The 12755-nt window shown below is 45.4% G+C and carries 11 protein-coding genes and 1 pseudogene; 7 read left to right on the top strand and 5 right to left on the bottom strand.

Features of this window, described 5'->3' with window-relative positions; all coding sequences use genetic code 11:
- Positions 1 to 64: 64 nt before the first annotated feature.
- Both NSU15_RS05300 and NSU15_RS05295 read right to left on the bottom strand, forming a co-directional pair.
- Entirely contained in the window at positions 65 to 883 is an 819-nt protein-coding gene (locus NSU15_RS05300; RefSeq protein ID WP_081389765.1) for a GGDEF domain-containing protein, read from the bottom strand.
- A gap of 76 nt (positions 884 to 959) precedes the next feature.
- The gene (locus NSU15_RS05295; protein ID WP_339289466.1) at positions 960 to 1538 is read right to left on the bottom strand and encodes a histidine phosphatase family protein; all 579 of its coding nucleotides are present in this window, start codon (positions 1536 to 1538) and stop codon (positions 960 to 962) included.
- 176 nt (positions 1539 to 1714) lie between these two features.
- On the opposite strand from NSU15_RS05295, the gene NSU15_RS05290 reads away from it, so the two are divergent.
- The gene (locus NSU15_RS05290; RefSeq protein WP_042124657.1) at positions 1715 to 2872 is read left to right on the top strand and encodes a phosphodiester glycosidase family protein; all 1158 of its coding nucleotides are present in this window, start codon (positions 1715 to 1717) and stop codon (positions 2870 to 2872) included.
- A 465-nt stretch (positions 2873 to 3337) separates the two neighbouring features.
- On the opposite strand, the gene NSU15_RS05285 is transcribed toward NSU15_RS05290, so the two are convergent.
- Positions 3338 to 4288 carry a GNAT family N-acetyltransferase gene (locus NSU15_RS05285; RefSeq protein ID WP_052414471.1) on the bottom strand — a complete coding sequence of 317 codons (951 nt, stop codon included), beginning with the start codon at positions 4286 to 4288 and terminating at the stop codon, positions 3338 to 3340.
- Between the two features lie 435 nt (positions 4289 to 4723).
- On the opposite strand from NSU15_RS05285, the gene NSU15_RS05280 reads away from it, so the two are divergent.
- From NSU15_RS05280 to NSU15_RS05260, 5 genes and pseudogenes are all read left to right on the top strand, one after another.
- Positions 4724 to 5680 carry a YafY family protein gene (locus NSU15_RS05280; protein ID WP_042124655.1) on the top strand — a complete coding sequence of 319 codons (957 nt, stop codon included), beginning with the start codon at positions 4724 to 4726 and terminating at the stop codon, positions 5678 to 5680.
- 102 nt (positions 5681 to 5782) lie between these two features.
- Positions 5783 to 6241: an SRPBCC domain-containing protein gene (locus tag NSU15_RS05275; RefSeq protein WP_042124653.1), complete on the top strand. Its 459-nt coding sequence runs from the start codon at positions 5783 to 5785 to the stop codon at positions 6239 to 6241.
- A gap of 272 nt (positions 6242 to 6513) precedes the next feature.
- Positions 6514 to 6768 (top strand): FeoA family protein, encoded by a 255-nt coding sequence (locus tag NSU15_RS05270; protein WP_042124651.1) that lies wholly within the window; start codon positions 6514 to 6516, stop codon positions 6766 to 6768.
- Positions 6765 to 7473: pseudogene (locus NSU15_RS05265) on the top strand (FeoB small GTPase domain-containing protein). The gene NSU15_RS05270 and the pseudogene NSU15_RS05265 overlap by 4 nt, the downstream one beginning before the upstream one ends.
- Complete coding sequence (locus tag NSU15_RS05260; protein ID WP_042124649.1) at positions 7451 to 8860, top strand: nucleoside recognition domain-containing protein; 1410 nt, start codon at positions 7451 to 7453, stop codon at positions 8858 to 8860. Before NSU15_RS05265 ends, NSU15_RS05260 begins: the two are co-directional and overlap by 23 nt.
- A gap of 450 nt (positions 8861 to 9310) precedes the next feature.
- On the opposite strand, the gene NSU15_RS05255 is transcribed toward NSU15_RS05260, so the two are convergent.
- On the bottom strand, positions 9311 to 9991 hold the full coding sequence (locus tag NSU15_RS05255; RefSeq protein ID WP_052414470.1) for a hypothetical protein: 681 nt from the start codon (positions 9989 to 9991) through the stop codon (positions 9311 to 9313).
- A 136-nt stretch (positions 9992 to 10127) separates the two neighbouring features.
- The gene (locus tag NSU15_RS05250; protein ID WP_042124647.1) at positions 10128 to 11537 is read right to left on the bottom strand and encodes a PLP-dependent aminotransferase family protein; all 1410 of its coding nucleotides are present in this window, start codon (positions 11535 to 11537) and stop codon (positions 10128 to 10130) included.
- A gap of 146 nt (positions 11538 to 11683) precedes the next feature.
- On the opposite strand from NSU15_RS05250, the gene NSU15_RS05245 reads away from it, so the two are divergent.
- On the top strand, positions 11684 to 12616 hold the full coding sequence (locus NSU15_RS05245; protein WP_042124645.1) for an EamA family transporter: 933 nt from the start codon (positions 11684 to 11686) through the stop codon (positions 12614 to 12616).
- Positions 12617 to 12755 lie beyond the last annotated feature (139 nt).

The following is a 12755-nucleotide window of genomic DNA, read 5'->3' as shown; positions in this document are numbered from 1 at the left end:
AGCGGCAGTCCAGGACTTATGATGAGGTCCATGGCTGCCGCTTGTATTTTACACAAACTCAATTCTAATTCTTATAGACAGAGTAACGCCCCGTACCGAGTTGTTTGGCGGCGTACATCGCTGTATCTGCTTCGTTAAGCAGCCTAAAATGATCCACCTTACCATGACTTATGCTGATCCCTATACTCATGGAGACGAACAAGTTATGCTCACCTAGCTGGTAACTCTTAGTCGTCTTCTCCAGAATCCGCACAGCAAGCTGCTCCGCTTCCTTCTGGGAGCAACCTTTAGCGACAATTACAAATTCATCCCCGCCCACGCGGAAGATATGACGTTTTCTTTTGCTGGAGAATTGAATTAACTTTTTACCCACCTCTTGCAGCAGTAAGTCCCCCACATGATGCCCCAAGCTGTCATTGATCGATTTGAAACGATTCAGATCTAGAAACAACACAGCAAGCTGTTCATTTACCTTGCACCGATCCCAAAAATGATCCATTCCATTCTTATTCAGTAACCCTGTCAAAGCATCCTTATATGCCAGCTCTTTCAATTGCTCTCTTTCAGCCCATACTAGATTCATTCGTGTAATCAAAAACATGATTAGGGCTATCGTAAGTCCATAGACCAATAGCGGTATAATAATCCCATCATCGGCCACTTCATTTCCCAGTAAAGTTTTTACGCCTAGCTGGTGCATGCTCCATAGGGAGGCGACGATAATGATAACGGAAAGGCCGGTATGAATCGCTCTTTTTTGAGGCGTTTTAGAAGAAATATCCCGGTAAAGCCTTAGTACTAAATAACCGGCCGCTGCTGCGATGAGAATGGATAATAACGTTTGTAAGTAAATCTGGACCTCTGCCACCTTAGATTCGCACATCCTTCTGACTACAAAAATGATTAGCTTTCTGAGCAATTACTATATTAAAATGCTCTGAACATTTTCTGAACACTAATTACATCGTCAAATGCTGCGCACAATTGTACAGCTCGCAGTTCCAGGTTGCATCGGATTTAGTAATCTGAGTGATAGACGTATTGCTCAGCAAAACGGTTACGTTCAGATCTGGAATAAGTCGTCTAAGCGTACTACGCAAAATCGCACCGTGGCTAACCACCAGTATACGACTGCCCGGATGTTTCTCCGCAATTTCTTCGATCGCCTGACTACCTCTGATCTCGCTGGCTTCTGGATTTTCCAGTCCCAAATCTAATGTCTTCCACCCGCTTCCCCAGCGTTCAACGCGATCTTGTTCCGTAGTCCCCTCAATTAGCCCTGCGTTCATCTCACGGATACCCGGTGTTAAACCGGCGATCTCCATGCCGAGCCTTGTAGCAATTACCTCTGCTGTTTGTCTTGCTCTTAGTAAATCACTTGAATATAAATAGTCCCATTGTTCAGTGCTTAGCCGTTCGGCAAGAAGAGCCGCCTGCTCCAAGCCTTCAGTATCCAATGGATTATCCGTATGTCCTTGTGCTCTGCCTTCCTTATTCCACGCTGTGCTTCCATGGCGAATTAAGCCTATTGTAGTCATAAAGATCTCCCTTTAGTTGTTGAGTTCTAGTACTATTCTTTTAATGGTATCTATATTCTATCAGAATCCTTCCATGAGTATTTGAAAAATGAGAGTTATCCATGTTTTAGAACTTGAGGTATAATAAACCTTACCGCTTTTTACATCAGCTACAGGATAAGGAGATTTTGGTTAATATGAAAAAGTTATTGTTCCCGTTCTTTCTTGCATTCCTTCTATGTTTCATTCCGGTTTACACATTTTGTTCCTCCACTGTTGGTGCTGCTCCGGTTCCGAAAAACACCGTGTATGTGACCAAAAATAACCATTCGTACATCCCACTGCGCCTCTTAAATAATTTCACGGGCATACATGCTGAAATGAATGCGAGTGACAAACGTATAACCATTACGAACGCAGACACTAAGATTACACTTACTGTAGGACAAGCAGCTGCACTCGTCAATGACAAGTCCGTTACACTAACCGACTCCGCTTTTAGTGATAACGGTACGGTATATATCCCTTTGTCCTTTATCAGCAAAACGCTGGGCATTCAATTAGATTGGAATCAGGAAGCCTCTTCTGTAACCCTGACTAATAGCGATATTTCATCGACCGTTCCTGTACAGACTGGCGCACTTATCAAAACAGATTCCTCCCCCGTTGTCAGTGCTAGTAAAACTTTCAAGGTGGGCGGCAAATCTTACAAAGCCCAGACGGTTACGGTATCCCTACTGCATCCTAAGGTGAAGCTTGATGTTGTATTAGCAGGAAATACAATTGGAAAGGTAGAGGACCTGAGCAGTCTAGCTAAGCGCAATAATGCCGTAGTTGCAATTAATGGTACCTTCTTTGATGCTTACACCAAAGGGGCTTACAAGACTCCTTACGGCTACATGGTCAGTGGCGGAAAAATGCTCAAAAATAGCTCCGGGGATCGCCGAACAATTTTCACCTATGACAGTAACCATCTTGCCTCGCTTATTCCAGGGCTGGATTTCACAAGCCGCTTCGCTTCCGGTTCCATGGAAGGAGCACTTCAAGCCGGTCCGCGACTTCTTGTGAACGGCAAGGTATCTCTTAATGTAGCGGCAGAAGGCTTCAAAGATCCTAAAATCTTAACCGGCGGCGGCGCCCGCAGCGCACTTGGTCTCACTCGGGACCACAAGCTGATTCTGCTGACCACTGGTGGAGCTACTATCCCGCAACTGGCCGAAATGATGAAGCAGGCTGGTGCGTATCAAGCCATGAATCTGGATGGCGGCGCGTCGAGCGGACTGTACTACAATGGCAAATATCTCACGACCCCTGGGCGTCAGATTAGCAATGCGATTGTAGTTAAATATCAATAGAACGATCTAGGCGGCGGATCGTAAGCGCGTTGTGCTACGCTCCGTGCTTTGGTTTCGGCTTCGGCTTCGGCTTCGGCTTCGGCTTCGGCTTCGGCTTCGGCTTCGGCTTCGGCTTCGGCTTCGGCTTCTAAGAATACTTCTTTTGATGCTTCTATTGCAGTTTGTGCAATAGAAGCATTCTTTTTTATAGGAAAATGGGATTCTGTTGTATTTTGTACATTAGAATACGACGCATTTGTAATAGTCAGCCGTTCTCACAACAATTGATTGCAGAATGTGCAATAGAAGCAGATTCCAGCTGCTTTTTGATAGAATCTATTGTACAAAGTGCAATCAACAACAGAAGTTTCAACTCCTATGCGAGCATATCTTAACGTATCATTGTATTGTTCAGCCAAAATAAAAAAACAATAATCCCCTCGATGTCTTACGCATCAAGGGGATTATTTATGACGTGCTGCCAACCTACTTACTACTCACGTTTCCAGTGTTGAGATCATCACGAACAGCTTCATATATGTGACCAGAGTACTCCCATACTTGCAGCCAAACTTCGGTATTAAACCCCAATTTTTCGTAGAACGGCTGCATCGAACCTACATAGACTTTGATAGCACCAAGCTCTCTTAAACGGTTAAATCCTTCATGCAAAACCGCCCGACCAAGTCCCAGTGATCTATATCTAATGGATGTGCCTACAGGCTCCAGTATGCCAATTCCATTAACACTGTCCCAAAAAATATTACAGAAGGAGACGACTTCACCAGCTTCGTTCACGATACTGAGATCTAAATGTGAGTTGTAGCTCGGCGCTTTTCTGATATTTCCATAATGCTGCAGCGTTAGCTCAGCCTCCGGTGTGTCTGCATAGTCGAAGGCCATAATATGTCCGAGTGCTTTTGAAGTCACATCGATCTCATCACCACTACAGATTCTGAAGCCAGAGGGTAGCGCAACAGGAAATTCTTTATCCAACTGCAGAGAGTTTACACTCTCCCGTTTCTTAGTTAGACTATAACCTCTCTTATTAGCAACCGCTGCAGCAGAGGACATGAACTCCGGTATTGGAACATACAGCTGTACGAAACCCTCATTCTCATCCCCAACTCTCTGTTCAGCAAAGGAAAACATGTCATCAAGCAAGCTTTCTGGAGGGTTCTTCTCTGCACATTGAAAGTAAAATCCATCGTCCATGCATACTACGGCAGCCAGCTCTCCATCATCATACTCCCATAAGCCTACGTTTCGTTCCCACTGATCCAGCGTCCCACCTTGCGTCTCTTGAAAATAAATAACGAATTCCCAGCGGTCTATAAGCCAAGTATTTGGACCTTTTAGCTTACTATAACTATGTATAAGAAAATCACGGACCTTAAGCAGATCTTCAGAACGGTAAGGTCTAAAATTAAATTTCATTTTCCACACCCCTTTCCTTTAATTTCATATTACAGGGGATTAAAAATCAATAACATGTCAAATTTAGTTATTATTATTTAATACGCCAAAAAATGAATAGTGCGTTCACAAAATACCAATCTCCGAGTAAAAATCAATACCTCTACCGAACTGTTAAATGTACAAAGTACAACTAAACGGATTCTGGTGGTGATTTAAGCAGAAATAGATGTACAAAGCACACTTAAATTAAGCTTACCCTCTGAAGCAAGTTAGCGTTTCTCCTAAGCGATACTGAGAATAAAGTTGAATGAATCTCTACCTGCCTCTATTAAAAGGGTTAGTCAAGTAAATAGTGGTTTAATGAATCCGGTTCCGGTTCCGGTTGGCGAAACAGTGACTTAACGTTAAACTTGCTATAGTTATTCAATACCACTGGCAAGGAGGCCCTGATTCATGTCCAAGGCCGATCATATGTTATCTATTCTCTGGATGCTCAAGCAGCGGGGAAGAACCGCCGGAGAACTAGCTGAAGCGTTAGAGATCAGTGTCCGCTCCGTATACCGTTACATCGATGCGCTTTGCATCAGTGGTGTACCCGTTATCGCAGATAGCGGACCTGGCGGCGGTTATAGCTTACCCGAACATTTTATCGAAGCTCCATTATTCTTTGATTCCGAAGAACAACGCGCCCTTCTACAAGCCTCATCCTTTGCTAAGGGAACCGGTTATCCTTATGTAGATGCTCTAGACCGAGCCCTCTCTAAGCTCAAAAGGTATAGCAATGCGCAGCAATTAGAACAGATGGAGCGGCATGAGAATGGTATTGAGACGATCCACTCTCCTTCCCCGCCGCTTAGCCACCTGATCCAAGAATTAGAGCTGGGGACAGCCAACGGGTACACCCTGCAAATGGAGTATCGTAAGGGGAATGGAGAAAACATATCCTCCCGAGCTATTGATCCTTACGGACTTGTATTGTGGAAGGGCCAATGGTACACCGTAGCTTACTGCCACGAGCGGCAAGAAATTCGCAGTTTCCGGGTCGATAGAATGGTTGAACTCCACCGTACAGAAGCTGTGTTTGCTCGTCCTGCTGACTTCTCTGCACGTGATTTTTTGTTAAAAAACTTACTGCCTGCACGCAATACGGATGCGGAACTAGTTACAGTAATCATCGCATCAGACGAAGGAATCTTGAATGATTTATGCAGCCATTGGTTATTCGGGCATACGCTGGTACAGCGCATGGAAGGACAAGCCCGCTTTCTAGTAGACGAAGCTTCTTTACTCACCTATTTGCCCTATTTCTTGTTGCCTTATGGAACCACGTTACGCATCATAGAACCTTCTTCACTGAAAGAAAGACTAGCTGACATTGCCTCCAACTTAGCAGCTCATTATAAAACTTAAATTATTCTTTAGGATCACTGACCGTAGTTGTCAGTGATCCTTTTATATAGTGTAAAAGAGTAAGAGGAGTTAAGGAAAGTAGAAACCAAGGAGGAATAACCAATGAAAGAACTTCACTATGAGTTTTATATTAACGGAACACCTGAGCAGGTATGGGAAACCTTAATCTCTCCGGAAGGTACGAAGCAGATTTATTACGGCAGCGTTATTCGTTCGACCTTCAAAGAAGGAGAATTACTGGAATACATCGGGCCCGGTGCAGATGGAGATGAAACGCTGCATGTCTATGGGACTCTGCTCGAGTTCACCCCACAAAAAGCACTACGTTTCACTCATCAGGTCGGCCCCTCCTATCATAAAGGACATGAAAGATATGAATCGCGTATTTCTTGGCTGCTTGAACCGGTGGGTGGAACTACAAAGCTCACGCTTATCCACGATGAATGGCATCCTGAAGATCCTTCGTATGCCGGAAGCACCAGCGCTTGGTGGCAAATTCTAAGTAATACCAAAACCTTAGTAGAGACTGGTCGCACGCTTGATTTTGGAAGCTGGACGTAACATCACGGCTGATACAACTTGGATTAGACTGTTCCAATTAAAGACAAGCCTATGAGTAGACTCAACCTTAGCCCCTCGGCTGGAGAGCGCAAGCCTTCTTCCGTTAGGGGCTTTTTGCTGCCTAAATTAATTTTGCCTTAGGGAAACATTCTTGTTGCAGGGACAAAGTTGTTCGCATATACTAATATTGTGTTAGACCGCAAGAAAAATTCCAATGCACAAAATAATAACCATAAAAATACAAATAACAATAAATGAAAGAAGGAGATCTTATGTCTGGAACTAGTATTCCATTATCAGAAGCGGCTAAAGGCAGCACGCTACGTATCAGCGGCATTGAAGTTCAGGGCGTACTTAGAAGAAGATTACTGGATCTCGGGTTTGTAGTGGGGAATGCCGTAGAGGTATTGCGACGCAGTCCATTAGGAGATCCTATAGCTTTTCGGGTAAGCAACACGACCATTGCATTGCGTAGAGAAGAAAGTTCTTTAATATTCGGAGAAGTAATCGGAGGTGTTGAGGCATGAGTCAGTTCACAGTCGCTTTTGCAGGCAATCCTAACACTGGCAAAAGCACGCTTTTCAATCTGCTGACCGGCATGCGCCAGCATACTGGAAACTGGGCAGGTAAAACCGTCATTACTGCTGAAGGCGAGTTTAAGCATAAAGACCATACGTACCTAGCAGTAGATCTTCCTGGTACGTATTCCTTGTACTCGAATTCCGCTGATGAAGAAGCGGCTAGAGATTATATTATTTTTGAACAACCCGATGTGACACTAGTCGTACTTGATGCTACTTCGCTAGAACGAAACCTCAACCTTGCCTTGCAAGTGCTAGAGATTACCGGGCAGACTGTCGTCTGCATCAACCTCATTGATGAAGCCCGAAAACTGGGTATCGACACGTCTCGGCGTGCCTGTTGTAGCGATATCAGCTCGTAATAAAATCGGCATTGAGGCGTTATTGGACCAGGTGGAGAGAGTCGCTACAGGTGCATTCACCGCACAACCACTGCGAATTACGTACAACGAGGAGATTGAACGAGGAATTGCAGAGCTTACCCCACTGGTAGAACAAACCATCGGCAGCAAATACCCAGCCCGCTGGATTGCACTCCGCCTGCTGGACGGTGATGACAGCCTACTAACTTCTCTTAAAGAGAATATGACGGATAAAGATTTACCTGAAGCAAAGGAGGTCATCGGTCATGGAGTCACCGCATATCACTAAGGGATTAGATCCTTTAGATTCCCTGCTGTCTACAGCGAAGAAGCTCGCTGACGGCGGATCGATTCGAGATGAGATTGTCAGCGGCATTTACGGCGTATCCGCAGGCATTTGCGGGGATGCAGTCACTTATCAAGATAAGAAAAAGCTGAACAGCACTTATAAGCTAGATAATATCGTTACCTCAAAAATATGGGGATTCCCTATTATGCTCGCCATCCTCGGTATCGTGTTCTGGATTACAATTGCCGGCGCCAACTATCCTTCAAGCTGGCTAGCTTCCTTCTTCGGCTTCATTGAAGGTTATCTGACGGCCGGATTCGAGGCGATCCATGCTCCCGCTTGGCTGCACGGTGTGCTTGTTCTCGGATTATATCGAGGAACCTCATGGGTAATCAGCGTCATGCTGCCGCCAATGATGATATTTTTCCCAGTGTTCGCGCTGCTTGAGAATTTCGGGTATCTGCCAAGAGTTGCTTTTAACATGGACCGGTTGTTCAAAAAATCAGGAGGCCACGGCAAGCAAGCGTTGACCATGTCTATGGGTTTCGGCTGTAATGCCGCCGCTATCCTCTCCACACGAATCATCGAATCGCCGCGTGAACGGATGCTCGCGATTTTGACCAACAATTTCGTTCCATGTAACGGCCGCTGGCCGACATTGATTCTACTGTCTTCCTTATTCATGGCAGGTGCCGCTACGACAGGCGTACTCCGTTCGCTCACAACCGCCTCCGTACTTATGGGGATGGTGCTAATCGGCATCGTTGTTACACTGACGGTTTCCTGGGTCATGTCCAAAACTGCGCTGCGCGGTGTTCCAACACATTACACACTGGAACTCCCACCCTATCGCCGGCCGCAAATTTGGAAGACCATACTTATTTCCTCCAAAGATAAGTCCTTAAACGTACTTACTCGGGCAATCGTGGTAGCTGCGCCTGCTGGGATTATCACTTGGATTTTAGGTAATCTGTTTATTGGCGGGGATTCTGTCCTGAATCATATGGCTGCATTCTTTGATCCCTTTGCACACATGCTCGGCATGGATGGCTTTATCATCATGGCCTTTATTCTTGGTCTTCCTGCAAATGAAATCGTCCTGCCTATCCTGCTTATGGGCTATATGTCCTCAGGAGCTATGGTCGATATCGACAGCTTGGGCAGCATCAAAGATGTCTTTTTATCACATGGCTGGACTTGGCTGACCGCACTTAACATGATGCTGTTCTCCCTGCTCCACTATCCTTGCGGTACGACACTCGTGAACATCTATAAGGAAACGAAAAGCATGAAGTGGGCTGTTCTCTCCGCAGTCATTCCACTCGGTATCGCCATTGGAGTAACCTTCGTTGTTGCACAACTCGCTCGGTTGTTCGGGTGGGTGTGACGTAAGCTTGCGGCATAAAATTGCCCAAATTCAACGTACATCACTGTTCATCATCTACATCACTGCACATCACCTGCATCACCGTAAAGAACCGCACACTACCTGCAGCGGCTGTAACACTTGCAACACCTATAGCACCTCACTTTCAGCTGGCTTCACAGAATCAGCCCTCCCTGAAACTAAGTTTAGGGAAAACCTCCCTATAAATCGAACTTTATAAGCGTATTTTGTACCTTTTGCGGAAAACCTCCCTATAAATGAGCAGAATATTGCCAAAATGGACAATTTCCGCTGAATTTTAGGGAGGTTTTCCCTTATTATCAATAATATCGAGTAAAACACGTTAATTTAAGGGAGGATTTCCCTAATTATTGGTTACTGTAGTTAAGGTCAGCTCAAATAAATAAGCGGTCGCACGAATAACTCCCGGGCGACCGCTTCATCACAGCGTCATTTTTTTCGCGTTCCACCATCTCTACGACGGTAGAGCACAGTGCCAACTATCGCTATCAAAACGATAATGACTCCACTGATCCCAACATTCACAAGTGGAAAAGAGTCACTGTCCGCAGCTGGTTTCCCCTCAACATCAGTCGCACCATTATTCCCAGCTCCTGATTTCGGCGAATGATTTGATGTTACCTCCGGAGTAGCTGTAGGAGTCCCTGCCGATATACTAGGTCCAAGCTCCTTCAGATCCTCTGATGCCGAGGCAAGCAGCTTCGTTCGACTGCATAAACTGGCCACTATTTCACCTGAATCTCCTTCCCTATTATCATTTGCATAGACGATATAACTTTCCCCTTCCACGAATTCAAACCCGCAGCTGGCAGACGATAGAGCAGTTGTCAAGGTAACCTTATTCCCCTCGACCCCTTTCCAACTGGAACCAACCTCAAAGGTTACTTTTACTGGATCCGCGGACGAGATTATAGTTCCCCTTGGCTCCTTTATCTTTACTACCTTCCCAACAAAGACGGCCGAGCTTGACTCCAGAGCCTCAAGCGGCTCCGCAGGTACAACACAGGAACATGCATAAGTAACGGAGGGCCGCACCGTCAGCAAGGCCATAAATATTAATGTAATACATAGAATTATCATCACTGGACTTCGAAAATTGAACTTTCGCACCTTAATGACCTCCTTCTTTATCTTACAGACGGAGCAGATGTGGAAAGTGTTACAGGAATTTTAAAACAAGTTATACAAGTCTAGTCAATTCTACCCGGATTGGTCTTCATTGGTCTCTCATATCTAATGTACCTACTCATAACCCCCGCGCTATAGCAATCAACCGCTGAATCCCCTCACGTAGCACCCCTTCACTTGCGAAGGAATAGCTAACTCGAATTCTCGACTTCATTTCCCCCAGCGGATCAAACAGCTCTCCTGGCACAAATGCAATCGACTGCGCCATACTTGAGGCAAACAGTCGATCCACCGAAAGATGATCCGGCAGCTTCACCCATAGATTTAAACCACCTTGCGGAGGCGTCCACTCCCACCCAGTTGCAGCTAGCTCTTCTTCCACAATTTCCTTATGCACCTGAAGCGCAATACGCAGCTTACCGAGATGATTCTGCAAGCGTGCTGAAGTGTAGTAATGCAAGAATATTTTTTGGTTAAGCAGCGGAGTTCCATTGTCCGCGAGTGATTTAGCTGTGATCAAGCGTTCCATAAATGGATAACGGCAAGCCACCGCGCAGATCCGTAAGCCTGGAGCTACATATTTACTGAAGCTGCTGATATAAATCACCCAGCCCTCCGTATCATAAGCAAAAAAAGGCGGCGGGGGCTCCTCTTCAAAATACATATCGCGAAATGGGTCATCCTCTACCAGTAGACAGCGATAACGTTCAGCTAGCTCTACTAACAGTTTGCGTTGCTGCACTGGCACCGTATATCCGGTTGGATTGTGATGGGTCGGATTGATGTAGAACATGCGTGGCTTATGCTTTTTCATCAAAGCTTCAACTTTCTCCAAGTCATAGCCCGTCGGAGTAATCTCCACTGGAATCAACCGTGCCCCCTCCCGGCGAAAAACATCCATGGCCACACTGTAGGTTGGTCGCTCCACAAGCACCGTGTCCATAGGCCCGAGCACAATTCGAGCAATCAGATTGATCGCCTGCTGCGCGCCTGAAGTAATAAGCAGCTCTTCCGAGGATAACTGTAACCGATGTTTCTTCCGAAAATGACGACTTAACGTCTCACGTAGCTCTTCATCTCCCTGAACCGAAGAATATGTCCCCATTACCTTTGGATATAAATCGAACACTTTTTTGACATAGTCGGATAGAAAAAGGTTCGGCAGTAATCCCGGATCAATCAGCGCTTGCGAGAACTGATACTTGGTCGGCACTCTTTGTATATCTGATAGCGGATTAGTGAGCGCATAAGCAGATACTGCGGCACCCTCTTCATTTGAAGGAAGCCTGCTTACTGGTGATACGTAATAACCCGATTTGTCTTTTACATATACCTTACCATCCTCCGTCAGCATTCTATACGCTTTGAATACCGTCAGTCGATGTACCTTTAATTCCTCCGCAAGCAGCCGTATAGAAGGAAGCTTATCATGTGCCTCCCACTCTCCTCGCTCCATGCGATTCACTAGAAATCCATATACCTGCCGAAACAAGGGATGATTATGCTCCGCGCTCGCTGACTTCTTCACCTCACTGCAACTCCTCTCCGAGCAACTCCTATTTACAGTATTGTACACGATTTCCGAAGTCATCTGTTCTACTCAACGTCATCTGTTCTGTATACTCCCCTATATGATTAACAAAATGATTTAACACATTAAAGGGGACTTTCAAAATGATCTTATTCGCTTATGCACTTGTATGTCTGATCTTCGGCACGACCTTTCTAGCGATCAAAATCGGTGTGGATGCTGGTGCGCCGCCCTTCTTTTCAGCTGGCTTACGTTTTTTCGTTGCAGGTGCTGTACTATTTCTATGGATGGTCTGGAAACGAAAGGCAAGCTTCTCCCTGCTCCTGCGTAAAGAAATGCTCTTCACCGGCTCTGCATTAACCTTTGGCACCTTCGCGGGTCTTTACTGGGCTGAACAATATGTATCTTCTGGGCTTGCAGCCGTACTCTCTGCGACCGGACCGATCATGATTCTATTACTCCAAACCTCTATTCTTCGTCAAAAAGCACCCGCCATCTCCCTATATGGCTGCATTATCGGATTAACTGGTGTATTGCTGCTCGTTCTACCTAATCTTGTCGTTGATATTTCACCGCTATGGATCATCGGCTGCGCAGCTGTCCTCATTGGGGAATGCTGTTACGCAGTAGGTGCGATTTATTCTAAAAAAGTAATCAACAGTATGCCCGAGGTCTCTCCAATCGCACTTAATGCAGCCCAAATGATGTATGGTGGCGTGTTATTATTCATTCTTTCTTTAGCGACCGAAAATGTACATCCTGAGTTTCTGCTCTCTTACGAGACCGCAGGTTCACTGCTCTATCTAATCGTAATCGGCTCGATGGTCGGTCATTCGTTGTTCTACTGGCTCGTCGCTAAGACAAATCCTGTGTTTCCTTCTACCTGGCTCTATATTTCTCCACCGATTGCCGTAGGGGTTGGCTTTTTCTTTTATAATGAGGCCGTGAATTGGGTTACGATCCTCGGTGTATTCACCATTATTGCTGGGACTATCCTAGTGAACGCTGACGCCTTGAAGCAATTAATGCTAAAGCGTAGGATCAGTACATCCGGTTTAAAAAAATCAAATATATGACGTACTATATATTGCATTTATGACCACTATTGCGTATTATATAACCAAGTTAAATTAAAAATGTCTATATATGACTCATATATGAAAGGAGGATTCGCTTAACGGCGCTTCTTTTCTAAGAGGAATGCCTTTTTATCTG

Source organism: Paenibacillus sp. FSL E2-0201 (assembly GCF_037963325.1).
GTDB lineage: Bacteria > Bacillota > Bacilli > Paenibacillales > Paenibacillaceae > Paenibacillus_AQ.
This window is presented reverse-complemented; position numbering and strand designations above follow the sequence as displayed.

Coding starts and splice junctions, on each gene's coding strand:
- NSU15_RS05295 (WP_339289466.1), bottom strand. CDS start 1,538: ATGACTACAATAGGCTTAATTCGCCATGGAAGCACAGCGTGGAATAAG.
- NSU15_RS05280 (WP_042124655.1), top strand. CDS start 4,724: ATGTCCAAGGCCGATCATATGTTATCTATTCTCTGGATGCTCAAGCAG.
- NSU15_RS05275 (WP_042124653.1), top strand. CDS start 5,783: ATGAAAGAACTTCACTATGAGTTTTATATTAACGGAACACCTGAGCAG.
- NSU15_RS05245 (WP_042124645.1), top strand. CDS start 11,684: ATGATCTTATTCGCTTATGCACTTGTATGTCTGATCTTCGGCACGACC.
- NSU15_RS05285 (WP_052414471.1), bottom strand. CDS start 4,288: ATGAAATTTAATTTTAGACCTTACCGTTCTGAAGATCTGCTTAAGGTC.
- NSU15_RS05270 (WP_042124651.1), top strand. CDS start 6,514: ATGTCTGGAACTAGTATTCCATTATCAGAAGCGGCTAAAGGCAGCACG.
- NSU15_RS05260 (WP_042124649.1), top strand. CDS start 7,451: ATGGAGTCACCGCATATCACTAAGGGATTAGATCCTTTAGATTCCCTG.
- NSU15_RS05300 (WP_081389765.1), bottom strand. CDS start 883: ATGTGCGAATCTAAGGTGGCAGAGGTCCAGATTTACTTACAAACGTTA.
- NSU15_RS05290 (WP_042124657.1), top strand. CDS start 1,715: ATGAAAAAGTTATTGTTCCCGTTCTTTCTTGCATTCCTTCTATGTTTC.